General features: G+C 68.1%; 15 protein-coding genes. 10 read left to right on the forward strand and 5 right to left on the reverse strand.

Annotated elements, in window-relative coordinates; translation table 11 throughout:
- Positions 1–110 precede the first annotated feature (110 nt).
- Positions 111–737 (forward strand): TetR/AcrR family transcriptional regulator, encoded by a 627-nt coding sequence (locus tag ACXMYJ_RS11975; RefSeq protein WP_260754431.1) that lies wholly within the window; start codon positions 111–113, stop codon positions 735–737.
- Positions 738–807: 70 nt separating this feature from the next.
- Here ACXMYJ_RS11975 and ACXMYJ_RS11980 read toward each other — a convergent pair whose 3' ends face one another.
- From ACXMYJ_RS11980 to ACXMYJ_RS11990, 3 genes are all read right to left on the reverse strand, one after another.
- Entirely contained in the window at positions 808–1,971 is a 1,164-nt protein-coding gene (locus ACXMYJ_RS11980) for a thiolase family protein (protein ID WP_260754430.1), read from the reverse strand.
- A gap of 13 nt (positions 1,972–1,984) precedes the next feature.
- Positions 1,985–2,458: a Zn-ribbon domain-containing OB-fold protein gene (locus tag ACXMYJ_RS11985; protein ID WP_260754428.1), complete on the reverse strand. Its 474-nt coding sequence runs from the start codon at positions 2,456–2,458 to the stop codon at positions 1,985–1,987.
- A gap of 61 nt (positions 2,459–2,519) precedes the next feature.
- Positions 2,520–3,236 carry an enoyl-CoA hydratase/isomerase family protein gene (locus ACXMYJ_RS11990; protein ID WP_260754425.1) on the reverse strand — a complete coding sequence of 239 codons (717 nt, stop codon included), beginning with the start codon at positions 3,234–3,236 and terminating at the stop codon, positions 2,520–2,522.
- A 92-nt stretch (positions 3,237–3,328) separates the two neighbouring features.
- Between ACXMYJ_RS11990 and ACXMYJ_RS11995 the strand changes: the two genes are divergently transcribed.
- From ACXMYJ_RS11995 to ACXMYJ_RS12020, 6 genes are all read left to right on the forward strand, one after another.
- Complete coding sequence (locus tag ACXMYJ_RS11995; protein ID WP_460356356.1) at positions 3,329–4,927, forward strand: AMP-binding protein; 1,599 nt, start codon at positions 3,329–3,331, stop codon at positions 4,925–4,927.
- A 35-nt stretch (positions 4,928–4,962) separates the two neighbouring features.
- Positions 4,963–6,153, forward strand: coding sequence for an amidohydrolase family protein (locus ACXMYJ_RS12000; RefSeq protein ID WP_260754422.1), 1,191 nt, complete (start codon positions 4,963–4,965; stop codon positions 6,151–6,153).
- A 32-nt stretch (positions 6,154–6,185) separates the two neighbouring features.
- Positions 6,186–7,625 (forward strand): FadD3 family acyl-CoA ligase, encoded by a 1,440-nt coding sequence (locus ACXMYJ_RS12005; protein ID WP_260758198.1) that lies wholly within the window; start codon positions 6,186–6,188, stop codon positions 7,623–7,625.
- 152 nt (positions 7,626–7,777) lie between these two features.
- On the forward strand, positions 7,778–8,647 hold the full coding sequence (locus tag ACXMYJ_RS12010; protein ID WP_460356360.1) for a hypothetical protein: 870 nt from the start codon (positions 7,778–7,780) through the stop codon (positions 8,645–8,647).
- Complete coding sequence (locus tag ACXMYJ_RS12015) at positions 8,644–9,327, forward strand: hypothetical protein (RefSeq protein WP_443188847.1); 684 nt, start codon at positions 8,644–8,646, stop codon at positions 9,325–9,327. Before ACXMYJ_RS12010 ends, ACXMYJ_RS12015 begins: the two co-directional genes overlap by 4 nt.
- A gap of 20 nt (positions 9,328–9,347) precedes the next feature.
- Positions 9,348–10,013 carry an IspD/TarI family cytidylyltransferase gene (locus ACXMYJ_RS12020; RefSeq protein WP_260754415.1) on the forward strand — a complete coding sequence of 222 codons (666 nt, stop codon included), beginning with the start codon at positions 9,348–9,350 and terminating at the stop codon, positions 10,011–10,013.
- Here ACXMYJ_RS12020 and ACXMYJ_RS12025 read toward each other — a convergent pair.
- Positions 9,982–10,698: an IspD/TarI family cytidylyltransferase gene (locus ACXMYJ_RS12025; protein ID WP_260754414.1), complete on the reverse strand. Its 717-nt coding sequence runs from the start codon at positions 10,696–10,698 to the stop codon at positions 9,982–9,984. The two genes, ACXMYJ_RS12020 and ACXMYJ_RS12025, sit on opposite strands and share 32 nt — an antisense overlap.
- Positions 10,699–10,819: 121 nt before the next feature.
- On the opposite strand from ACXMYJ_RS12025, the gene ACXMYJ_RS12030 reads away from it, so the two are divergent.
- Positions 10,820–12,016 (forward strand): low temperature requirement protein A, encoded by a 1,197-nt coding sequence (locus ACXMYJ_RS12030; RefSeq protein ID WP_460356389.1) that lies wholly within the window; start codon positions 10,820–10,822, stop codon positions 12,014–12,016.
- On the opposite strand, the gene ACXMYJ_RS12035 is transcribed toward ACXMYJ_RS12030, so the two are convergent.
- A complete protein-coding gene (locus tag ACXMYJ_RS12035) occupies positions 12,013–13,269 on the reverse strand; it encodes an MFS transporter (protein WP_460356364.1) in 1,257 nt (418 codons plus the stop codon). The genes ACXMYJ_RS12030 and ACXMYJ_RS12035 overlap by 4 nt on opposite strands.
- Before the next feature lie 330 nt (positions 13,270–13,599).
- On the opposite strand from ACXMYJ_RS12035, the gene ACXMYJ_RS12040 reads away from it, so the two are divergent.
- On the forward strand, positions 13,600–14,340 hold the full coding sequence (locus ACXMYJ_RS12040; RefSeq protein ID WP_260754409.1) for a MerR family transcriptional regulator: 741 nt from the start codon (positions 13,600–13,602) through the stop codon (positions 14,338–14,340).
- A gap of 651 nt (positions 14,341–14,991) precedes the next feature.
- A complete protein-coding gene (locus ACXMYJ_RS12045) occupies positions 14,992–24,192 on the forward strand; it encodes a fatty acid synthase subunit beta domain-containing protein (RefSeq protein WP_460356391.1) in 9,201 nt (3,066 codons plus the stop codon).
- The last annotated feature ends 15 nt before the right edge of the window (positions 24,193–24,207 follow it).

Here is a 24,207-nt window from a genome sequence, read left to right on the forward strand (position 1 = left end):
AGAGTTAGGGTCAAGATCGGCTCGGCGGTCGTGATGTCACGATCTGCATGCCGGTGCGGTCCGGTGGTGTCACGCTGTGGGGGCACCGAACGACAGAGGTGGGAGTAGGCATGGCATCGCCGCGACGTATCGGGGCGCCCGACGCGAAGAATCGAGTGGTTCTCCTCGACGCGGCCGAACAGCTGCTCATCGAGGAAGGGTATGCGGCGGTGACCTCTCGCCGGGTTGCCGACAAGGCCGAGCTGAAACCTCAGTTGGTGCACTACTACTTCCGCACGATGGAGGATCTGTTCCTGGCCGTGTTCCACCGCCGAGCCGAGGAAGGGCTGGCGGTGTTGTCGACGGCGCTGCAGTCGCCGCAACCGCTGTGGGCGCTGTGGCGTTTCAGCACGGCCCCGGAAGCGACCAGGCTGACGATGGAGTTCATGGGCCTGGCCAACCATCGCAAGGCGTTGCGGGCCGAGATCGTCTATTACGCCGAGCGTTTCCGGCAGGAGCAGAACCGTGCGATCTCCGATGCCCTGCAGCGCTACGGCATGGAGTCGGACGAGGTGCCGCCCGTGGTGTGGACGGTGTTCGCGACGAGCGTGTCGCAGGCCCTGGTGATGGAACGGGCGCTCGGCATGGACACCGGCCACGCCGAGACGTTCGCGTTCTGCGAGGCGTGGATCCGGCGCCTTGAAGGCGACCCGCTGCCGGGTCTTTTCGACACGCCGGACCCCGCTCACCAGAGATAGCCCGCCGGCCGCACGTCGGTGGCTTGTGTTCCGGGTTCCGGTGTCGGCATGGCTGCGGTGTGTCCGGTCTCTACAGCGACAGGATCGTCGCGGAGGCCGTCCCGGGTGCGCCGTAAACCTGGGCGAGCCCGACGCGCGGCGTTCCGGGCACCTGCCGGTCGCCGGCCTCGCCGCGCAGCTGCCGGACCAGTTCGTGCACCTGGCGCAGGCCGGACGCGCCGATCGGCTCGCCGTTGGCGATCAGGCCGCCGTCGGTGTTGACCGGGATGCTGCCACCGATCTCGGTGGCACCGTCGGCCAGCAGCTTCTCCTGCTCGCCGTCGGCGCACAGGCCCGTTTCGGCCATGTGGATGACCTCGGCGCCGGCGTCGGTGTCCTGCAGCTGGGCGATGTCGACGTCCTCGGGGCCGATGCCGGCGGCCTCGTACGCGGCCTTGGCGGCGTACACCGTGGGGGAGGGATCCTCGTCCAACGGCGCGGAGGTCGCGTGCACCTCGTAGGCGCCGTAGGTTCGGGTCCGAATCTCACTGGCGCGCACATACACCGGCTTGTCGGTGTACTTGTGCGCGAGATCGGCGCGGCACATGATCACCGCGGCGGCGCCCTCGTCGGGAGCGCAGAACATGTATTGCCGCAGCGGGTAGTTCAGCACCGGCGAGGCCATGATCTCCTCGACGCTGATCTCCTTGCGGCGGAATGCATTCGGGTTCAGCACGCCGTTACGGAAATTCTTGTTGGCCACCCGCGCCAGCGTCTCCTCGGAGATGTTGTGCTTGTGGATGTAGTGGTTGGCCTTCATGCCGAAGAACTTGGTGGTCACGAACTGGCCGTTGTTGGCATACCACTGCGGCAGTGCGAGCTTGGCCGGGTCGTCGGTGAACGCGCCACGAGGGTGCTTGTCCAGTCCGATCGCGATTCCGATGTCGTACTTGCCGAGACGGATGGTGTCGGCGGTCTGCTGGATGGCCGACGCCGCGGTGGCGCAGGCGTTGAACACGTTGGTGAACGTGATGCCGGTCAAGCCGACCAGTCGGGTGACAGCGTCGGGGTTGGACACCTCGTAGCTGCCGCCGAACCCGAACTGGATGTCCTTCCAGTCGAGGCCTGCGTCGGTCAGCGCGGACTGGATCGCCTCGGCGCCCATTTCCATCGCGGTCTTGTCGAAGCGGCCGAACGGATGCAGGCCGACCCCGATGATCGCCACTTCACCGGCGGCGTTGGCGGACGTGCTCATCGTCGCAGTCCTCTCAGTTGTCAATCGGGCGGAACGCGAACGTGATGAGCTCGGCGCCGTCGTCGTCGGTGGTGAACGGGATCATGGTGAGCTCGACCTCCTGGCCGAACTGCAGCTTCGCCGGATCGTTCTCCGTGAGTCGGCCCTCGACCCGGATCACCTCATCGAGCTGGACGAGGCCGACGCCGAACGGCACGAAGTCCTTGCCGGTAGGGCCCTTGTACGGTGCGCCGGGCGGGAAACCCTGCGTGGTCCAGGCGATCAGAGTGCCCCGCCGCGGCAGCAGAACCTCGGACATCTCGCCGCCGCTGCACTTCGGGCAGCGCTGCTGCACCGGGAACGTGGTGGACCCGCAGGTGCCGCAGGTGCTGCCGATCAGCTGCGGATCGTCATTCGGCCAGGTGGAGATTTCGGGCGCGAGCGCGCGCTGTGTGGTGGACACAGGTTGACCATAATCGGAAATGACGTTCTCGTCTAGAGAGAACATGTCGGGTGGACCGGCCCCGGAAGCGGGGCCCTCCTTGCTACCGTGCGCGGCGTCTAGTGGGTTATTTGCCCTTCTTCATGACCTTGTCGGCGGCGGCCCAGTGCTCGTCGGAGACCCACAGGCGGGCGAATGCCGCGACCGCCTCGGTGGTGGGCACACCGCGCATGACCCGCTTCACCTCGCCGGCAGGGGCGGAGGCCAGGGAGCGGGCGATCAGCCGCCACTGCTCGTCGAATGAGGCACGGGGGATCACCTGGTCGATCAGACCGATGCGTTCGGCCTCCGCGGACGACATGATCCGCCCGGTGCCGGCGATCAGCAGGGCCCTGCTGTAGCCGACCAGGTTCACCAGCCGCTCGGCCCCGCCCCACGCGGGCATGATGGCCAACGCCACCTGATTGAAGCCGATCTTGATGTCGTCGGCGGCCACGCGGATGTCGGCGGCCACCGCGAACTCCGCACCGCCGCCGAGGGCATGGCCGTTGAGGGCGGCCAGCACCGGGCCCGGGAAGCCGGCGATGCGGTCACAGATCGACCGCATCCGGAACGACATCGCCGCGGCTTGCTCTTCGGTGCGCAGGGCGCTCAGCTCTTTGAGATCGCCGCCCGAGACGAATGCCTTGTCGCCGGCGCCGGTCAACGCCAGCGCGGCGGCTCCCTCGGCGCCGTCGAGCGCCTTGTCGAGCTGCTCCATGGTCTCCAGCGAGATCGCGTTGCGCGCATGGGGCCGGTCGATGGTGATGACCGCCAGACCGTCGGTGATTTCGAGGTCGACCATCGAGCATTCTCCGTTCGCGGTATTGGCATTCTCGCAGGAGGAGAATAGCATCGCGTGGCATCTCCTTGCGGACAGGAAGGTGGCGCACAGCCATGCGAAGGATTCCTCCTGAGCTCGTCAGACGCTACGAGCAGGAGGGCTACTGGACGCCGGAAACCCTGGGCGACCTGTTGGCCCGAGGGCTCGCGAACAGTCCCGAGACCGGCTTCTACGTGCACTCGTCGATTCGGCCCTACCAGGGGACGTTCGGCGACGTCGAGCGTGACGCCCGGCGGTTGGCCGCGGGTCTGCGTGAGCGCGGGGTGGGTCCCGCTGATGTGGTGGCGATGCAACTGCCGAACTGGCGCGAGGCCGCGGTCGTGTTCTGGGCCGCGGCCTTCCTCGGGGCGGTGATCGTGCCGATCGTGCACTTCTACGGTCGCAAAGAGCTGGCCCACATCCTGGCCACCGCCAAGCCGCGGGTGTTCGTGACCACCGAGGAATTCGGGCGGATGCGGTATCAGTCCGACCTGTGCGCCGATGTGCCGGTCGTCGGGCTGGTCGCCGGAGACGGGTCGGGGGCGGCCAACGAGCACGCGTTCGAGGCGCTGCTCGCCGACGAGCCGCTGGTCGGCACGGTGGCCGCCGACCCCGCCGGACCGGCGCTGATCGCGTTCACCTCCGGCACCACCCGTGATCCGAAGGGCGTGATCCACAGCCACCAGACGCTGAGCTTCGAGACGCGCCAGTTGCTGGCGAACTACCCGGCCGACCGCGGGCGGCAACTGACCGCGACCCCGGTCGGCCACTTCATCGGCATGATCGGCGCGTTCCTGATCCCGGTGCTCGAAGGCGCGCCGATCGACCTGTGCGATGTCTGGGACCCCGGGCGGGTGCTCCAGCTCATCGAGAGCGACGGCCTCTCGATCGGAGGGGGGCCGCCCTACTTCGTGACCAGTCTGCTCGACCACCCCGATTGCCGACCCGAGCACCTGCGCTCCTTCAAGACCGTCGGCCTCGGCGGGTCGACGGTGCCGGCGGCGGTCACCCAGCGTCTCACCGATCTGGGCATGTTCGTGTTCCGCTCGTACGGCAGCACCGAACATCCGTCGATCACCGGTTCCCGGCCCACCGCCCCGGCGGAGAAGCGGCTGTTCACCGACGGTGACGTGCGTCCGGGGGTGGAGATCCGGCTCGGTCCGGACGGCGAGATCTACAGCCGCGGCCCCGATCTGTGTATGGGTTACACCGATGACGAACTGACCGCGCGGGCGTTCGACGACGAGGGCTGGTATCGCACCGGCGACATCGGGGTGCTCGACGAGGACGGTTACCTGGCGATCACCGACCGCAAGGCTGACGTGATCATCCGCGGCGGGGAGAACATCAGTGCCCTGGAAGTGGAGGAGGTGCTGCTGGCGATGCCCGCCGTCGCCGAGGCGGTCGTGGTCGCCGCACCCGACCCGCGGCTGGGCGAGCATGCCGCGGCGGTCCTGAGGATCCGTGACGGTCACGCCATGCCGACGCTCGACGAGGTGCAGGAGCACTTCGCCGCGGCCGGTGTCGCCACCCAGAAATGGCCAGAGGAGTTGCACCGGGTGCCCGAGGGTCGGGATTTCCCGCGCACCGCAAGCGGGAAGGTGCAGAAGTACGTGATCCGGCAGCAGGTCGCCGCCGGCGACGGGTTGGTCGTTGCGGCCTCCCGCAAATGAGAATACGATTCTCCCGATAGGAAAAGGAGTCTTTCATGGGACAACTGTCGCACCGGGTGGACATCCCGTTCCCGCTGTTCGATGCGGACAACCACCTGTACGAACCGCCAGAGGCGATGACGAAGTATCTGCCCAAGGAGTACAAGGACGTCGTCCAGTACGTCGAGGTCAACGGGCGCACCAAGATCGCGCTCAAGGGCCAGATCAGCAACTACATCCCGAACCCCACCTTCTCGGTCGTCGCCAAGCCCGGCGCCTGGGAGGAGTACTTCAAGTACGGCAACCCGGACGGCAAGAGCAAGCGTGAACTGTTCGGTGAGCCGATGAAGGCCATCCCGGCTTTCTTCGAGCCGGAGCCGCGCATCAAGGTGATGGACGAGCTCGGCGTCGACCGCAGCCTGATGTTCCCGACGCTGGCCAGCCTGATCGAGGAGCGGCTCTCCGACGACCCGGTCGCGATCCACGTGCTCATCCACTCGCTCAACCAGTGGCTGGACGAGGTGTGGGGCTTCAACTACCAGAACCGGATCTTCACCACCCCGGTGATCACTCTGCCCATCGTCGAGAAGGCGATCGAGGAGCTGGAGTGGTGCGTCAAGCGCGGCGCCCGCGCCATCCTGATCCGGCCCGCTCCGGTGCCTGGCTTCCGCGGCCCGCGGTCGTTCGCGCTGCCCGAATTCGACCCGTTCTGGGAGCGCGTCGTCCACCACGACATCTTCGTCGGCATGCACTCCAGCGACAGCGGCTACTCGCGCTACACCTCGGAGTGGGACGGCGCCGCACAGGAGATGTTGCCGTTCCAGACCAACGCGATGTCGATCCTCAACGAGTGGCGCCCGATCCAGGATGCGGTGGCCTCGTGGGTGATTCACGGTGCGCTGTTCCGCCATCCCAAGCTCAAGGTCGGCATCGTCGAGGCCGGTTCGAAGTGGATGTTCCCGCTGCTCGACTCGATGGCCGAGGTGTACAAGAAGGCTCCGGAGGCCTTCCTGGGCAACCCGATCGAGGAGATCAAGAACCGCATCTACGTCAGCCCGTTCTACGAGGAGGGCATCGACGACCTGATCAACCTCATCGGTGTGGACCAGGTGCTCTACGGCTCCGACTGGCCGCACCCAGAGGGTCTGGCCGAGCCGACGCACTACGTCACCGCGCTGGAGCATCTTTCGGTCGAGGATCAGGCCAAGATCATGGGCGGCAACCTGGGACGTCTCGTCACGACGTGACGTATCAAGCCCGATGGGCGACCATCCCGGAGATGGTCGCCAGCGCGGCGGACCGATTCGGCGACGCGGAAGCGGTCGTCGACGGTCCGCTGCGCCTGTCCTTCACAGAGCTCGTCGAGCGGATCCAGCGCGCCGCAGGTGCTTTTGCCGATCTCGGGATCGCCAAGGGGGAGCGGGCCGCGATCTGGGCACCCAACAGCGCCGAGTGGATCATCGCCGCGTTCGGACTGCTCACCGCCGGCGGGGTGCTGGTGCCCGTCAACACCCGCTTCAAGGCCGATGAGGCAGCCGACATCATCAGCCGCAGCGGCGCGAAAGCTGTTCTGGTGCAACAGGGATTCCTCGGCGTCGACTATGCGCTACCTTCTTCGTGGCCCGGCAGGCGACCGCCGGTGTTCGACCTGAAATCGGACTTCCTGGGCAGCGGTTCGCCGTTCAGCCGTCCCGTCGACGGCGACGACGTCTCCGACATCATCTTCACCTCCGGCACCACGGGGCGTCCCAAAGGTGTGATGATGAATCACCGGCAGAACCTGCGGCTGTACGAGGAATGGTGCGAGCTGGCCGATCTGCGGCCCGGTGACCGCTACCTGATGGTCAATCCGTACTTTCACACCTTCGGTTACAAGGCCGGACTCATCGCCTCTTTCATCCGCGGCGCCACCATGCTGCCCGTCGCGGTTTTCGACGTCGAGCGCGTCGTCGAACTCGTTGCCGCAGAACGCGTCACGATGCTCCCGGGGCCGCCCACGCTGTACCACTCACTGCTCGGCGTCAAGGACAAGAGCAAGCTGGCCACGCTGCGCGCCGGGGTGACCGGCGCTGCCGACATCCCCGTCGAGTTGGTCCGCCGGGTGCACGAGGAGCTCCCGTTCCGGACATTGGCGACCGGGTACGGCCTGACCGAGGCCGGCACCGCAACGCTGTCGCGGCCGGCGGACTCGTTCGAGGACATCGCGACCACCGCCGGCGTGGCCTGCGACGGTGTCGAGTTGCGCATCGCCGACGACGGTGAGGTGCTGATCCGCGGCTACACGGTGATGCAGGGCTATCTCGACGATCCCGCCGCGACCGCCGAGACGATCGATCCAGAAGGCTGGCTGCACACCGGGGACCTCGGCACGCTCGACGACGCGGGACGTCTGCGGATCGTCGGCCGCAAGAAGGACATGTTCATCGTCGGGGGCTTCAACGCGTACCCGGCCGAAATCGAGGGTTTCCTGCTTGAGCACCCCGCCGTGGCGCAGGCCGCCGTGATCGGGGTTCCGGACGAGCGCCTGGGTCAGGTCGGCAAAGCTTTCGTCGTCGCCGACCCGGCACACGACCAACTCAGCGCCGACCGGTTGATCGCATGGTGTCGTGACCGAATGGCGGGTTTCAAGGTGCCGCGGTATGTAGAGTTTCTCGACGAGTTGCCGTTGAATGCCACCGGCAAGGTGATGAAGGACAGGTTGCAGAACCATCAACGCTGAGCGGCTGCACAGCCGAGAACCAGCATTTCTGCACTCAGGACCTTTGTCTAGCTCGGCGTGACCGAGGTATCGTCAATGCGATACTCAGAAAAGAAGAATGACATTCTCGTAGCGATTATCGTTCAAACGACCCTGCAGACAAGGAGGTCGGTGTGCCGTCTTTCAGGCGCCGCGACTCGGTGATCGACGCCGATCGCGTCGAGGAATCGACCGCGGAACCTGGCACCGCCGCGGACCCAGAGGAGGCGCGCGCGCTCGTCGAGGAAGCCGAAGCCGAGGCCGCCGAGGCGGAGGCGCTGGCCGCTGCCGCCCGCGCCCGCGCCCGCGCCGCCCGGTTGCGACGGCAGGCAGTCGCCGCCGAGACCGATGCCGACAGCCAAGCCGGTGTCGACGACGAAGCCGGTGTCGACGACGACGGTGACGCCCTCGGGTCAGAGCCGGTCGCCGTCGAGGCGGTGGACGGCAGCGATCCGGTGCCCGACCCCGCCGACCCCGCCGACTCCGCCCCGACGGTCACACGGAAGCGGCGCCTACCGCGCCCGCGCTGGACGGCCGTCGTCGCAGGCCTCGTGGTGCTCTGCACGGTGGCGCTGCTGGGCGCCAGCGGATACATGATGTGGACTCATCGGGCGGCCGAGAAGGTGCGCCAGCAGAACGCCGAATACGTCGCCGCGGCCCGGCAGAGCGTGGTCACGCTGATGTCGCTGGACTTCAACAAAGCCGAGGAGGATGTGCAGCGCATCATCGACAACTCCACCGGCCAGTTCAAGTCGGACTTCGAGACCCAGGCGGCGGATTTCGTCAAGGTCGCGCAGGATTCCAAGGTCGTCACCGAAGTGACGGTCAACTCCACTGCTGTGGAATCGATGTCCGACGACTCCGCCCAGGTGCTGGTCGCCGCATCGTCGCGGGTCACCAACACCGCAGGCGCCGACCAGGAGCCGCGCACGTGGCGGCTCAGCGTCAGCCTGAAGCGTGAGGACGGGCAGATCAAGATGTCGAAAGTCGAGTTTGTGCCGTGAGCGACGACCAACGCACCGAGGACGACGTGGAGGCCGACGAGAACGCCGCCGTGACTGCCGATGCGAACGCTGACGAGGCCGTCGACGCGGACGGCGGTGACATCGATCCGGACGGCGATGACGCCTCGGCGGCCGGGCAACGGTCAGGCGGCGACGCCGGCGATGAAGCGGCCGCGAAAGCTCCGCGCCGTTCGAGGCGGGGCCTGGTCAGCGCGATCCTGTTGGCCGTCGCGCTGCTGGCCTCGGCCGGCATCGCCGGCTGGCTGTATGTCAACGACTATCGGCCGGATCAGCAGACCGACCCCGCGGCGGCACAGGTGGCTCTCGATGCCGCCAAGACCGGAACGGTCGCGCTGTTGTCGTATTCACCCGAATCCCTGGATCAGGACTTCACGAACGCCAAGGCCAAGCTGACCGGCGATTTCCTGTCCTATTACACGCAGTTCACCGAGCAGATCGTCACGCCCGCGGCCAAGGAGAAGTCGGTGAAGACAGCGGCCTCGGTGGTGCGTGCGGCCGTGTCGGATATCCAACCGGACTCCGCCGAGGTGCTGGTGTTCATCAACCAGACCACCACCAGCAAGGAGAACCCGGACGGGGCGTTCGCCGCGAGCAGCGTCAAGGTCGGTCTGAAGAAGATCGACGGCAACTGGCTGATCGAGTCGTTCGACCCGGTCTGATCGGTATAGCCTCGGACGCCGTGACCGTGACGGCGATTTTGCCCCTGCCCGAGGACGGTGAGCAGCACCGCGACGCGGTGTTCACCCCGGTGTGCGGCAAGTCCCCGCTGCTCCGGATCGTCGGCGCGCTTACCCGGACCTGCGACGTCGTGATCGCCGCGGCCCCCCGCCATTCCGACGTCGTGCGCGAGGCCCTTGCCGCGACGGAGTTCTCGGCGGTCCGCGTCGTCGCCGCCGACACGCCGGGCACCCGCGCGCAGTGCATCGCGGCGGGCCTGTCGGCCGCGGCCGACGGACCGGTGCTGCTGCACGATCCGGCCTGGCCGCTGATCGCCGACATGATGCTCGACGCGGTGGTCTCGGCGGTGCGCGGCGGTGCGGCCATGGCGCTGCCGATCCGTCCGGTGACCGACAGCGTGAAAGCCGTCGACGCGCACGGCACGGTCACCGCGACGATCGACCGGTCCCTGTTGCGCACCGTCCAGTACCCGCGCGGATTCGACCACGCGGTGTTGCTCAGGTTGCTCAGCACCGGCGAGCCTTTCGACGAACTGTCGGCCGCACTGGCCGCAGACGTGGCGCTGACGCTTGTCGACGGCGACACCGACGCCATGAGATTCGAGCTGCCCGCAGAGGCGGCTTTCCTGGCCGCGCTCATCGAGGGTCGGCAGGACTCCCCGCGTTGATCAGAAGGTGGTGCGCCACCGCGACGTCACGGGCGTAGGTGACCTTGAGATTGTCTGTGCGGCCCCGGAACGTCCGGACCTCGACCCGGGTGTAGCGCTCGACGCACGACGACGTGTCGGTGCCTTCGAAATCGTCGCGCGAGGCGCTGCGGTAGGCGTGCAGCAGGTCGCGTGCGCGGAAAGCCTGGGGGGTCTGGACCCGGACGAGCAACGCGTCGTCGGCCACGCGTTTCAGGCCGTCGCCGCCCGCCCGCGCCACATCCCGGATCGGCAGCGCCGGCAGCGCGCCACCGAACTGCCGGGCCAACGTGATCGCCTCGACGAACATGCCGGGCCCGGCCAGCGGGCGCGCGGCGTCGTGAATGACGACGACGTCCACGGCCCCGGCCTCGATGTCGTCGGCCAGATACCGCACCACGTTGGTCTCCGACGCGTGCCTGCTGTCCCCGCCCTCAACGAATTCAACTGTGGTGCAGTCGATCTCGTGCTTCAGGGTGTCACGTGCGAGCTCGAACTCGCCGCGGCGGTGGACAAGTACCGTGCGGGCGATGTCGGGGAGGTTGATCAGCGTGTCCAACGACCAGGCCAACATGCTGCGGCCCGCCAACGGAAGATAGGCCTTGTTGCCGTCGGCGCCGACCCGGGTGCCCAGGCCCGCGGCCAACACCACTCCGACCGCGTTCATGGCCGAACCTTATCGTGGCACGCCGGCAGGCGCCGCTACGCTCTGCCCCACGTTCAAAAGGAGAGAGCCTGTGAGCGAGCACGTGCACGTATCCACCGGCCGAGCGCACCGAACCCGGCCGATGTCCGGGCGGGACACACACGAGCCGGGGCGGACCGCCACGCCGCTGGAGCTGCTGTTCGATCTGACTTTCGTGATCGCTTTCGGGATCGCGGCCTCGGAGTTCGCCCGTCTGCTCGCAGCAGGGCACGTCGTGCCGGGCCTGGCCGGATTCTTCTTCGCGATGTTCGCGGTGTGCTGGGCGTGGATCAACTTCAGCTGGTTCGCATCGGCGTACGACACCGACGACTGGCCCTACCGGCTGACGACGATGCTGCAGATGGTCGGCGTCATCGTCCTGGCGCTCGGATTGCCCCAGATGTACTCGTCGATCGAACACGGTGGGCACGTCGACAACACGGTGGTCGTCGCCGGATATGTCGTGATGCGGGTCGCGATGGTCGCCCAGTGGCTGCGTGCCGCCGGGCAGGACCCGCTGCGCCGCCGAGCCTGCTTGACCTACGCGCTGTGGATCATGATCGCCCAGATCGGGTGGGTGCTGGCGATTTTCGTCCATACCTCGGTGCCGGTGACCGCCGCGATCGTGGTGTCGCTGGTTCTCGTGGAGGTGACGGGGCCGGTGGTCGCCGAATGGCGTCAGGGTGGAACACCCTGGCACGCCCATCACATCGTCGAGAGGTACGGGCTGTTTACCATCATCGCACTTGGAGAAGGGGTCGTCGGCACGGTGGCGTCCTTGACGGCGGTCGTCGGTGCGCAGGGATGGTCGGTCGAGGCCGTGTTCGTCGCCGTTGCGGGAACGGGATTGACGTTCGGAATGTGGTGGATCTACTACATGTTCCCCCACGCCGAGATCCTGCACCTACGGCGAGAACGCTCCTTCTGGTTCGGCTACGTGCACATTGTGGTGTTCGCCTCGATCGTGGGCACCGGCGCGGGATTGCACGCGGCGGCCTACTACATCGAGCACCACTCGGCGCTGTCCTCGGTCGCCACCGTGCTTGCGGTGGCCGTACCCGTGGGTGTCTTCATCGCGACGGTCTATGTCCTGTACGCGGCCATGACGCGGACCGTGGACCTGTTTCACGTCGTCATGGTCGTGCTGACCGCCGCCGTACTCGCCGTGGCGGTGATGCTGGCCGGCCGCGGGATCTCGATGGCCAACTGTCTGCTGGTGGTGACACTGGCCCCGGTGGTTTCGGTCGTCGGTCACGAACTGGTCGGGCACCGGCGCGTCGCGGCGGCGGTCGAACCCTAGGTTTCGATCCCCTCCAGCAGCATCCGGTCGTCTTCCACGCGCAGCAACCGCCGTGCCTTGCGCCGCGTGATCAAGATGCCGATGACGGCGAGCGCCCATACGACGTACTGAAGCGTCCAGGCGGTGCGGAACGAGTCGAACGAGATTCCGCCCGCGGCCTCCATCGCCAGGCCCATCGACTGCATCAGCAACAACGACGCGATGAACCCGCCCATGTTGACCATGCCTTGCGCGGTGCCCAGCGTCGCGCCCGAATTGAAGGTCCTCGCGAAGTCGAAGCCGACCATCGAGCCGGGACCGCCCACCGAGATCACCATGACCAGCGCCACCAGCAACCACAGCGGCGCCGCGTCCGGCAAGGCGAGCACCACCGACCACGCGATCGCGTTGCTGGCGATGATGATCAGCACCATGCGTGATCGGCGGTGCGGGTAGCGCCCGGTCAGGAACCCGATCAGCACTCCCGCGCCGATGGCGGTGACCACCGACAGGCTCAGCAGGCCGCCGGCCAGACCCGGCGACAACCCCTGCGCTTCGGTCAGATAGGGCAGTCCCCACATCAGCGCGAACACGGTGATCGAGAACTGGGTCCCCATGTGGGTGAAGAATCCCAGCCGGGTGCCCGGGCGCAGCCACACCGTCTTCACGCTGCGCAGCGTCTCGCGGACCGTCATCGCCTCCGAGGTGCTCTTCGAACCGTCCGGGGTGTTCCTGACGACGGCCAGCGTCAACACGAGCGACAGCACACCCACCGCCGCAGCGGAGACATAGGCCACCGACCATCCCGAGGCGGACAGCAGCGCCAGGAACGGAACCGCGGACAGCACCTGGCCCAGCTGTCCGCAGATGCCGGTCAGCTGCGTGACCACCGGGATCTGCCGTGGGGGAAACCAGTGCGGGACCAGACGCAGCACGGAGATGAACGTCACCGCGTCGCCGAGCCCGACCACGGCGCGGGCGGCGATCGCCGTCGGCAGGGATTCGGTGAACGCGAGCGCCATCTGCCCCGCCGCCATCAGGGCCGCCCCGGAGGCGATCAGCGCTCGCGACCCGAACCGGTCGAGGAGCAGGCCGGCGGGCACCTGAGCCCCCGCGTACACGACGACCTGGAGCACCACGAACGTCGACAGCAGACTGGGACCCGCGGAGAATCGGTCAGCCGCGGCCAGGCCCGACACCCCGAGCGTGGTGCGATCCAGCACTGCGACGATGTACGCGAACAGCCCGGTGGCCCATACGATCCACGGACGCACGCCCACACCTCCCGCCGTGCTTTGTCTTAATGTCCTGCTCTGCCTGCGAACAGCTCATCCTCCCGTACCCCGCCCCGTCAGTGCCAATCGAATTCCGGCCGGAGCCGGCTTGCGGTGGCGTCAGAGTTGGCTGAATCTGCAGTTGTCGGCATAGAAATTTCACACGGTGCAGTATTTGCGCTGATAGTCGTATCGTCGACGACCTACACTGCTCGAAAAGGCGGTGTGCATTTACTTCGCTCGTAGCGTCGATCCGGCGGGTAAAGTGGTGCAATGCACGATCGCGGCCGTGGATCAGCCCGCCGCTTCGGATGTGGGGGGCGGTGACGCGTGGCTGAGTACCGGCTGGAAGATCTGGCGCGGGAATCCGGCATCAGCGCCAGGAATATCAGGGCCTACCGGGAGCGAGGTCTGCTGGACCCCCCGCGGCGGGTCGGACGTTCAGCGCTGTACGACGACTATCACCTGTCCCAGCTCAACACCATCAGTCAGCTACTCCGGAAGGGCTACAACTCGGCTCACATCGCCGAGTTCTTCGCCAGCATGCGCCAGGGCACCGATCTGGCCGACATCCTGGGGCTGCAGCAGGCTGTGCTCGGCGAAGGGACACCGGAACCCGAGTCCGCCCCGGCAGCCGTCGCGATCGACGCCGACAGCGAGGAGGCTCGCAAGCTGGCCGGCTACGGACTGGCCGAGATCGAGAACGGCCGGGTCGTGATGACCGACGGTGCTGCTGCCGACATCTTGGCCCATTCGCCGGATCCCGCGCTGTATGTCCGGGCGCTCCTGAGGTTTGTCGAAGCCGCCGAGGATTCGGTCGACGACCTGGCCGAGGCTTTCGTGACGAGTCTCGAAGAGCTCTACCGGACCCGGATCGGCGCCGACTACCTCCCGCGGCCGGACGAGATGGATGAGATCCGCCGGGCGGTTCAGGACTATCGCGCGCTGGGGGAGCAGGTGATGGTCACGCGGTTCGACCAGGCCACCCGCCGCTGCATGGTCGCTTCGGCGTCCGAATACACCGCCGGGATCCTGCTCAGCGGCGCCTGGGAACCTCGTCGAGGCGCCTGAGGGGCCCGGCGAATCGGCCCGCAGTCCGGGCGCTGTGGACGGAACGGCTGCATCCTTACCCGTCGGTAGGGTATTCCAGCAAACATGTATCCGCGGAGCGAAAACCGGACCACACACTTTCGACGATCTTGTCGTCTGTGTGTACCGACGGGCGACGCGACGTGCGAACGAAAATTTTCAGATAACGATTGTGTAACAATGCTGCTTTGAACTGCACTTCTATCCTACTCAACCGTAACCACCCGCATGCAGGACGTTTGTCATGGATAACCCGCGGGCGGTTCGGAGCCCCCGTTATGTAGCGCACTGTTACCGATGCGTAGAACTCGCCAGTAACCATTTAGGGCGGGAAACTGGGTCAGTCTCTTATGACACTCTTAGTACGGCTGAAGTGTCCGATGTGCGGGCCCCTTAGAGAGGAAGGGCGACTGTGCCCTCCAGGGACCGCCGCCGACACCAGCAGGATTCGACGCCGAATCGCAGTGGCCGCACGGGCAGTGCGGACCATCCACGACGAGCCCACCAGCCCGAGACGACCGTGAACACGCGATCGCAGCGCGATTGAAGGACCTGAGGAGAACACAAGACGTGACGATCAACGACCAGCACCGTGCGGCCACCAGCTCTGACGGCCAGACAGACTTCGAGCCCTTGTCGGGTACGCACGCTCTCGTCGATCGGCTGCACTCCGGCGAGCCCTACGCGGTGGCGTTCGGCGGCCAGGGCGGTCCGTGGCTGGAGAACCTCGAAGAGCTCGTCAACTCCGCCGGAATCGAATCCGAGATCAGCCAGCTGGTGGCCGAGGCCGAGCTGCTGCTCGAGCCGTTGGCTCGCGAGCTGGTGGTGGTCCGGCCGATCGGCTTCGAGCCGATGAAGTGGATCCGCGCGCTGGCTGCCGACGAGCCGCTGCCCGCCGCCAAGGACCTCACCACCGCGGCGATCTCGGGGCCCGGCATCCTGCTCACCCAGATGGCGGCCCAGCGCGCACTCAAGCGTCAGGGCCTCGACCTCGACGCGCACCCGCCGGTGGCCATCGCAGGTCACTCCCAGGGCGTCACCGCCGTGGAGTCGCTGAAGGCCGGAGGCGCCCGCGATGTCGAACTGCTGGCCATCGGTCAGCTGATCGGTGCGGCCGGCTCCCTGGTGTCCCGGCGCTGTGGCATGGTCGGCCGCGGCGACAAGTCGCCGATGGTGTCGGTCCTCAACGTCGACCCCGCCCGCATCGCCGAGCTCCTCGACGAGTTCGCCCAGGATGTGCGTACGGTGCTGCCGCCGGCGCTGTCCATCCGCAACGGCCGGCGCTCCGTGGTGATCACCGGTACCCCCGAACAGCTCGCCCGCTTCGAGCTGTACTGCGAGAAGATCACCGAGAAGGAAGAGGCCGAGCGCAAGAACAAGGTCCGTGGCGGCGCGATCTTCCGCCCGATCTTCAACCAGCTCAACGTCGAGGTCGGCTTCCACACGCCGCGCCTGGCCGGCGGCATCGACCTCGTCAACGAGTGGGCGTCGCGCACCGGCCTGGACCGCGAGCTCACCCGCGAGCTGACCGAGGCTATCTTCGTCAACCCCGTGGACTGGGTCAGCGAGGTCGAGGGCCTGGCCGCCGCCGGCGCCAAGTGGATCGTCGACCTGGGGCCCAGCGACACCGTCACCCGCCTGACCGCGCCTGTGATTCGCGGTTTGGGCATCGGCATCGTCGCGGCCGCCACCCGCGCCGGCCAGCGCAGCCTGTTCACCGTGGGCGCCGCACCCGCGGTCGCACCGGCCTGGTCGAGCTACGCACCCAAGCCGGTCGCCCTGCCCGACGGTTCGGTGAAGGCGTCGACCAAGTTCACCCGGCTGACCGGACGCTCGCCGATCCTGCTCGCCGGCATGACGCCGACCACCGTGGACGCCAAGATCGTCGCCGCCGCCGCCAATGCCGGCCACTGGGCCGAGCTGGCCGGTGGTGGTCAGGTCACCGAAGAGATCTTCGACGCCCGCATCGAGGAGCTGACCCAGCTGCTGGAGCCGGGCCGGGCGATCCAGTTCAACTCGCTGTTCCTCGACCCGTACCTGTGGAAGCTGCAGGTCGGCGGCAAGCGGCTGGTCCAGAAGGCCCGTCAGTCGGGCGCCCCGATCGACGGCGTGGTCGTCACCGCGGGCATCCCCGACCTCGAAGAGGCCGTCGACCTGATCGAAGAGCTCCACACCGTCGGCATCAGCAATGTGGTGTTCAAGCCGGGCACGGTCGACCAGATCAAGTCCGTGATCAAGATCGCCGCCGAGGTGCCCGGCCGTGACGTCATCGTCCACATCGAGGGCGGTCGCGCCGGCGGCCACCATTCGTGGGAGGACCTCGACGACCTGCTCCTGAGCACCTACGGCGATCTGCGCAAGCACGCGAACATCACGATCTGCGTCGGCGGCGGCATCGGCACCCCGGAGCGGGCCGCCGAATACCTGTCCGGCGAATGGGCCAAGCCCTACGGGTTCCCGGAGATGCCGGTCGACGGCATCCTGGTCGGCACCGCCGCGATGGCCACCCTGGAGGCCACCACGTCGCCGGCGGTCAAGCAGCTGCTCGTCGACACCAACGGCACCGAGACCTGGGTCGGGGCGGGTAAGGCGATCAACGGCATGGCCAGCGGCCGCAGCCAGCTCGGCGCCGACATCCACGAAATCGACAACACCGCGTCCCGGTGCGGCCGCCTGCTCGACGAGGTCGCCGGCGACGCCGACGCCGTCGCCGAGCGTCGCGACGAGCTGATCGCCGCCATGGCCGCCACCGCCAAGCCGTACTTCGGCGACGTCGGCGACATGACCTACCTCCAGTGGCTGCAGCGTTACATCGAGCTGGCGATCGGAGACGGCGACAGCACCGCCGACACCGCCGGGGTGGGCAGCCCGTGGCTGGCCGATACCTGGCGGGACCGCTTCGAGGAGATGCTCAAGCGCGCCGAGGCCCGTCTGCATGAAAAGGACTCAGGCCCCATCGAGTCGCTCTTCGTCGGCGCCGAAGGCCAGGCCCTGTTGGACAACCCGGACACCGCGATCGCCGCGCTGCTGGCCCGTTACCCGGACGCCGAGGCGGTCCGGCTGCACCCGGCCGACGTGCCGTTCTTCGTGACCCTGTGCAAGACCCCGGGTAAGCCGGTGAACTTCGTGCCGGTCATCGACAAGGACGTCCGCCGCTGGTGGCGCAGCGACTCGCTGTGGCAGGCTCACGACGCCCGCTACACCGCGGACCAGGTCTGCATCATCCCCGGCACCCAGGCCGTCGCGGGCATCACCCGGGTCGACGAGCCGGTCGGAGAGCTGCTCGACCGCTTCGAGCAGGAGATCGTGGACCGCATCCTCGCTTCCGGTGCCGAGCCGGTTCCGGTGGTGTCGCGCCGTCAGGCCCGCGCCGATGTCAGCGGTCCGCTCGCGGTGGTGCTCGACTCGCCCGACGTGCTGTGGGCCGGACGCACCGCGATCAACCCGGTGCACCGAATCGGGGCCCCGGCCGAGTGGCAGGTCAACGACGTGCCCGGCAAGCCCAGTGCGACGCACCCCAACACCGGTGCCCGGCTGGAGCAGAGCGTCGACGGCTCCGGAAAGGTGTCGGTGACGCTGAGCGTGCCGCTGTCCGACATCTGGATCGACATCCGCTTCACGCTGCCGGCGGCCACCGTCGACGGCGGCGCCCCGATCGTCACCGTCGAGGACGCCTCGACGGCCATGCGCGCGGTGCTGGCCATCGCCGCGGGTGTGGACGGGCCGGAAGCCCTTCCGGCAGTTGAAGACGGCACCGCGACCGTGTCGGTCGAGTGGGATCCGGAGAAGGTCGCCGACCACACCGGTGTCACCGCCACCTTCGGTGCCCCGCTGGCGCCCGGTCTGACGCTGGTGCCCGACGCGCTGGTCGGTCTGTGCTGGCCGGCGGTGTTCGCCGCGATCGGTTCGGCGGTCACCGACGACGACTTCCCTGTCGTCGAGGGGCTGTTGAGCCTGGTGCATCTCGACCACGCGGCGCACCTGCTGCAGAAGATGCCCGCGACGAAGTCCGAATTGACCGTCACCGCAACGGCTTCGGCCGCCACCGACACCGAGGTGGGCCGCGTCGTCCCGGTGGAGGTGACGATCGCCGACGCCGAGGGCACCGTCCTGGCCACGCTGGGTGAGCGGTTCGCGATCCGCGGCCGCACCGGGGCGGCCGAGTTGGCCGACCCGCCGCGCGCGGGTGGGGCCATCACCGACAACGCAACCGACACCCCGCGCCGCAGGCGGCGCGACGTGGTGGTCAACGCGCCGGTCGACATGAGCGCCTTCGCGGTGGTCTCGGGTGATCACAACCCGATCCATACCGACCGGGCCGCCGCACTGCTCGCCGGCCTCGACTCGAACATCGTGCACGGCATGTGGCTGTCGGCCGCCGCGCAGCACGCGGTCACCGCGACCGACGGCCGCGCCACCCCGCCGGCCCGTCTGGTGGGCTGGACCTCCCGCTTCCTCGGGATGGTGCTGCCCGGCGACGAGATCGAGTTTCGGGTCGACCGTGTGGGTATCGACCGCGGCGCCGAGATCATCGAGGTGGCGGCCAAGGTCGGCGGCGAACTGGTGATGTCGGCTACCGCGCAGCTGGCGGCGCCGAAGACCGTCTACGCGTTCCCCGGCCAGGGCATCCAGTCCAAGGGCATGGGGATGGACGTGCGGGCCCGGTCCAAGGCCGCGCGCAAGGTCTGGGACACCGCAGACAAGTTCACCCGCGACACCCTGGGCTTTTCGGTGCTGCACGTGGTGCGGGACAACCCGACCAGCCTGATCGCCTCCGGTGTGCACTACCACCACCCCGAGGGTGTGTTGTACCTGACGCAGTTCACCCAGGTCGCGATGGCCACGGTCGCCGCCGCCCAGGTCGCGGAGATGCGCGAGCAGGGTGCGTTCGTCGAGGGTGCGATCGCCTGTGGTCACTCCGTCGGCGAGTACACCGCGCTGGCTTGCGTGTCCGGTGTGTACGAACTCGAAGCGCTGCTGGAGGTCGTGTTCCACCGCGGCTCCAAGATGCACGACATCGTGCCGCGCGACGCCCAGGGCCGGTCCAACTACCGGCTGGCGGCCATCCGCCCGTCGCAGATCGACCTGGACGACGCCGACGTCAAGGGATTCGTCGCCGAGATCTCCGAGCGCACCGGTGAATTCCTGGAGATCGTGAACTTCAACCTGCGCGGTTCGCAGTACGCGATCGCCGGCACCGTCGCCGGTCTGGAAGCCCTCGAAGAAGAGGTCGAGCGGCGCCGCGAGATCTCCGGCGGCAAGCGGTCTTTCATCCTGGTGCCGGGCATCGACGTGCCGTTCCACTCAAGCGTGCTGCGGGTCGGTGTCGCCGACTTCCGCCGGGCGCTCGAACGTGTCATGCCCACGGACGCCGATCCGGAGCTGCTCATCGGGCGCTACATCCCGAACCTGGTGCCGCGGCCCTTCACGCTGGATCGTGACTTCGTCCAGGAGATCCGCGATCTGGTGCCCGCGGAGCCGCTCGACGAGATCCTCGCCGACTACGACACGTGGCGTAACGAGCGGTCGCACGAGCTGTGCCGCAAGCTTGTGATCGAACTGCTGGCCTGGCAGTTCGCCAGCCCGGTGCGCTGGATCGAGACCCAGGACCTGCTGTTCATCGAGGAGGCCGCAGGCGGTCTCGGCGTGGAACGGTTCGTCGAGATCGGCGTGAAGAACGCGCCGACGGTCGCCGGCCTGGCCGCCAACACGTTGAAGTTGCCGGAGTACTCGCACAACACCACCGAGGTGCTCAACGCCGAGCGGGACGCCGCGGTGCTGTTCGCGACCGACACCGACCCGGAACCGGACCTCGAAGACGATGCTGCGGAGACCGCCCCGGCAGCGGAAACCGCACCGGCAGAAGCGGTTTCGGTCGCGGCAGCGCCCGTCGCACCGGCTCCGGCCGGTGGACCGCGCCCCGACGACATCGCCTTCGACGCCGCCGACGCCACCACGGCGCTGATCGCGCTGTCGGCCAAGATCCGCATCGACCAGATCGAACCGCTGGACTCGATCGAGTCGATCACCGACGGTGCGTCCTCGCGGCGTAACCAGATGCTGGTCGACCTCGGGTCGGAGCTGAATCTGGGCGCCATCGACGGCGCCGCCGAGGCGGACCTGGCCGGACTGAAGGGGCAGGTCACCAAGCTGGCCCGTACCTACAAGCCGTTCGGTCCGGTGCTGTCGGACGCGATCAACGATCAGCTGCGCACGGTCTTCGGGCCGTCGGGCAAGCGGCCGGCCTACATCGGCGAGCGGGTCAAGAAGACCTGGGAGCTCGGTGACGGCTGGGTCAAGCACGTGACAGTCGAGCTCGCCCTCGGCACCCGGGAAGGCTCCAGTGTCCGCGGGGGAGCACTGGGTGGTCTGCACGACGGTGCGCTGGCCGACGCCGCCGCGGTGGACAAGGCGATCGACGCTGCGGTGGCCGCTGTCGGCGCCCGCCGCGGTGTGCCGGTGTCGTTGCCCTCCGCTGCCGGTGCCGCCGGCGGGGTGGTGGATTCCGCCGCGCTCGGTGAGTTCGCCGAGAAGGTCACCGGACCGGACGGCGTGCTCGCCTCGGCGGCCCGCACCATCCTCGACCAGTTGGGCCTGGGCGCACCGTTCGTGACGCCCGAGGCTTCGGCTGACGCCGAGCTGATCGACCTGGTGACCGCCGAACTCGGTTCGGATTGGCCCCGCCTGGTGGCGCCCGTCTTCGACGGCCGCAAGGCGGTGCTGCTCGACGACCGGTGGGCCAGCGCCCGTGAGGACCTGGTCCGCATCTGGTTGATGGACGAAGGGGACATCGACACCGACTGGGCACGTCTTTCGGAGCGCTTCGAGGGCGCGGGCCACGTGGTCGGCACCCAGGCCACCTATTGGCAGGGCAAGGCACTGGCCGCGGGCCGCAACGTGCATGCGTCGCTGTACGCCCGCGCCGCCGCCGGTGCGGAGAACCCGGGCAAGGGCCGCTACCACGACGAGGTCGCCGTGGTGACGGGCGCGTCGAAGGGTTCGATCGCCGCATCGGTGGTCGCGCAGCTGCTCGACGGAGGCGCCACGGTGGTGGCCACAACGTCGCGGCTCGACGACTCCCGGCTGGCTTTCTACCGGCAGCTCTACCGCGACAACGCGCGCTTCGGAGCCAAGCTGTGGGTGCTGCCGGCGAACATGGCCTCCTACAGCGACATCGACGCGCTGGTCGAGTGGGTGGGCACCGAGCAGACCGAGAGCCTCGGGCCCAAGTCCATCCACATCAAGGATGCGCTGACCCCGACATTGCTGTTCCCGTTTGCCGCGCCGCGGGTCGGTGGCGATCTGTCGGAGGCGGGCGCGCGCGCCGAGATGGAGATGAAGGTGCTGTTGTGGGCCGTGCAGCGGCTCATCGGCGGCCTGTCGCAGATCAGCTCCGACCGCGACATCGCGGCCCGGCTGCACGTGGTGCTGCCGGGGTCTCCGAACCGAGGGATGTTCGGCGGCGACGGTGCGTACGGTGAGTCGAAGGCGGCGCTGGACGCGGTCGTGTCCCGGTGGAAGGCCGAGACGTCGTGGGCGCAGCGCGTCAGCCTGGCGCATGCGCTGATCGGCTGGACCCGAGGCACCGGCCTGATGGGGCACAACGACGTCATCGTCGACGCGGTCGAGGAAGCGGGCGTCACCACCTACTCGACCGAGCAGATGGCGAGCATGCTGCTCGACCTGTGCGACGTGGAGACCAAGGTGGCCGCCGCCCGGGAGCCCGTGCAGGCGGACCTGACCGGGGGCCTGGCCGAGGTCGAGCTCGATCTGTCGGCGCTGGCAACCAAGGCGCGTGACGAGGCGACGTCGGCCCCGGCCGACGAGGCCGACGAGGACGCGGCCGCCGATCATCTGATCGCCGCGCTGCCGTCCCCGCCTCGCCCGGTCACCCCGGCGCCGGCGCCGGAGTGGGCCGATCTCGATGTCGACCCGGCCGAGCTGGTCGTCATCGTCGGCGGCGCCGAGCTGGGCCCGTACGGATCGTCGCGCACGCGTTACGAGATGGAGGCCGACAACGAGCTGTCGGCGGCCGGCGTGCTGGAGCTGGCGTGGACCACCGGCCTGATCAAGTGGGAGGACGATCCCAAGCCCGGTTGGTACGACACCGAATCCGGCGAGCTGGTCGACGAGTCCGAGTTGGTGGAGCGCTATCACGACGAGGTCGTGAGCCGCTGCGGCATCCGCGAATTCGTCGACGACGGCGCGATCGATCCCGATCACGCGTCCCCGCTGCTGGTCAGTGTCTTCCTGGACAAGGACTTCCGGTTCGTGGTGTCCAGCGAGGCCGATGCGCGCGCCTTCGTGCAGTTCGATCCCGAGCACACGGTGGCCCGTCCGATCCCGGATTCCGGCGACTGGGAGGTGATCCGCAAGGCGGGCACCGAAATTCGCGTGCCCCGCAAGACGAAGCTGTCGCGGACGGTGGGCGCGCAGATCCCGACCGGTTTCGACCCGACCGTGTGGGGCATCAGCCCGGACATGGCCACGTCGATCGACCGGGTGGCGCTGTGGAACATCGTCGCGACCGTCGATGCGTTCCTGTCCTCGGGCTTCACGCCGGCAGAGCTGATGCGCTGGGTGCACCCGAGCCTGGTGGCCTCCACACAGGGCACCGGCATGGGTGGTATGACCTCGATGCAGACCATGTATCACGGCAACCTGCTGGGCCGGAGCAAGCCGAACGACATCCTGCAGGAGGTCCTGCCGAACGTCGTTGCCGCACACGTGATGCAGTCCTACGTTGGCGGTTACGGCGCGATGGTGCACCCGGTCGGCGCCTGTGCCACGGCCGCGGTGTCGGTCGAGGAGGGTGTGGACAAGATCCGCCTCGGCAAGGCCGAGCTCGTGGTGGCGGGCGGCTTCGACGACCTGACGCTGGAGGCGATCATCGGCTTCGGTGACATGGCGGCCACCGCCGACACCGAAGTGATGCGGGCCAAGGGAATCAGCGATTCGAAGTTCTCCCGGGCCAACGACCGGCGCAGGCTCGGCTTCCTGGAGGCCGAGGGTGGCGGCACGGTGCTGCTGGCCCGCGGCGACCTGGCGCTGAAGATGGGTCTGCCGGTGCTGGCGGTGGTCGGCTACGCGCAGTCCTTCGCCGATGGTGTGCACACCTCCATCCCTGCCCCCGGGCTCGGCGCGCTGGGCGCCGGGCGCGGCGGAAAGGACTCGGTGCTCGCACGCTCGCTGGCCAAGCTGGGGGTGGGTGCCGACGACATCGCGGTGATCTCCAAGCACGACACCTCGACGCTGGCCAACGATCCCAACGAGACCGAGCTGCACGAGCGGCTCGCGGACTCGCTGGGGCGGTCCGAGGGCGCGCCGCTGTTCATCATCAGCCAGAAGAGCCTGACCGGGCACGCCAAGGGCGGCGCGGCGGTCTTCCAGATGATGGGCCTGTGCCAGGTCCTGCGCGACGGCGTCATCCCGCCCAACCGCAGCCTGGACTGTGTCGACGACGAGCTGGCCACCTCGGCGCACTTCGTGTGGCCGCGGGAGACCCTGCGGCTGGGTGAGAAGTACCCGCTGAAAGCGGGTCTGGTCACCAGCCTGGGCTTCGGTCATGTGTCGGGTCTGATCGCGCTGGTGCACCCGCAGGCCTTCCTGGCGACGCTGGATCCCGAGCAGCGGGCGGACTACAGTGCCCGCGCCCAGGAGCGGCTGCTGGCCGGACAGCGGAGGCTGGCCTCGGCGATCGCGGGCGGCCGTCCGATGTTCGAACGGCCGGCGGACCGGCGCTTCGACGGTGATCTGCCGGAGAAGACCCAGGAAGCCGCAATGCTGCTGGACGCGGCGTCGCGGCTCGGCGAGGACGGCGTGTATCGGCGTTGAACCGTGAGATAGGTT

The sequence above is a fragment of the Mycobacterium sp. ZZG genome (assembly GCF_054786995.1).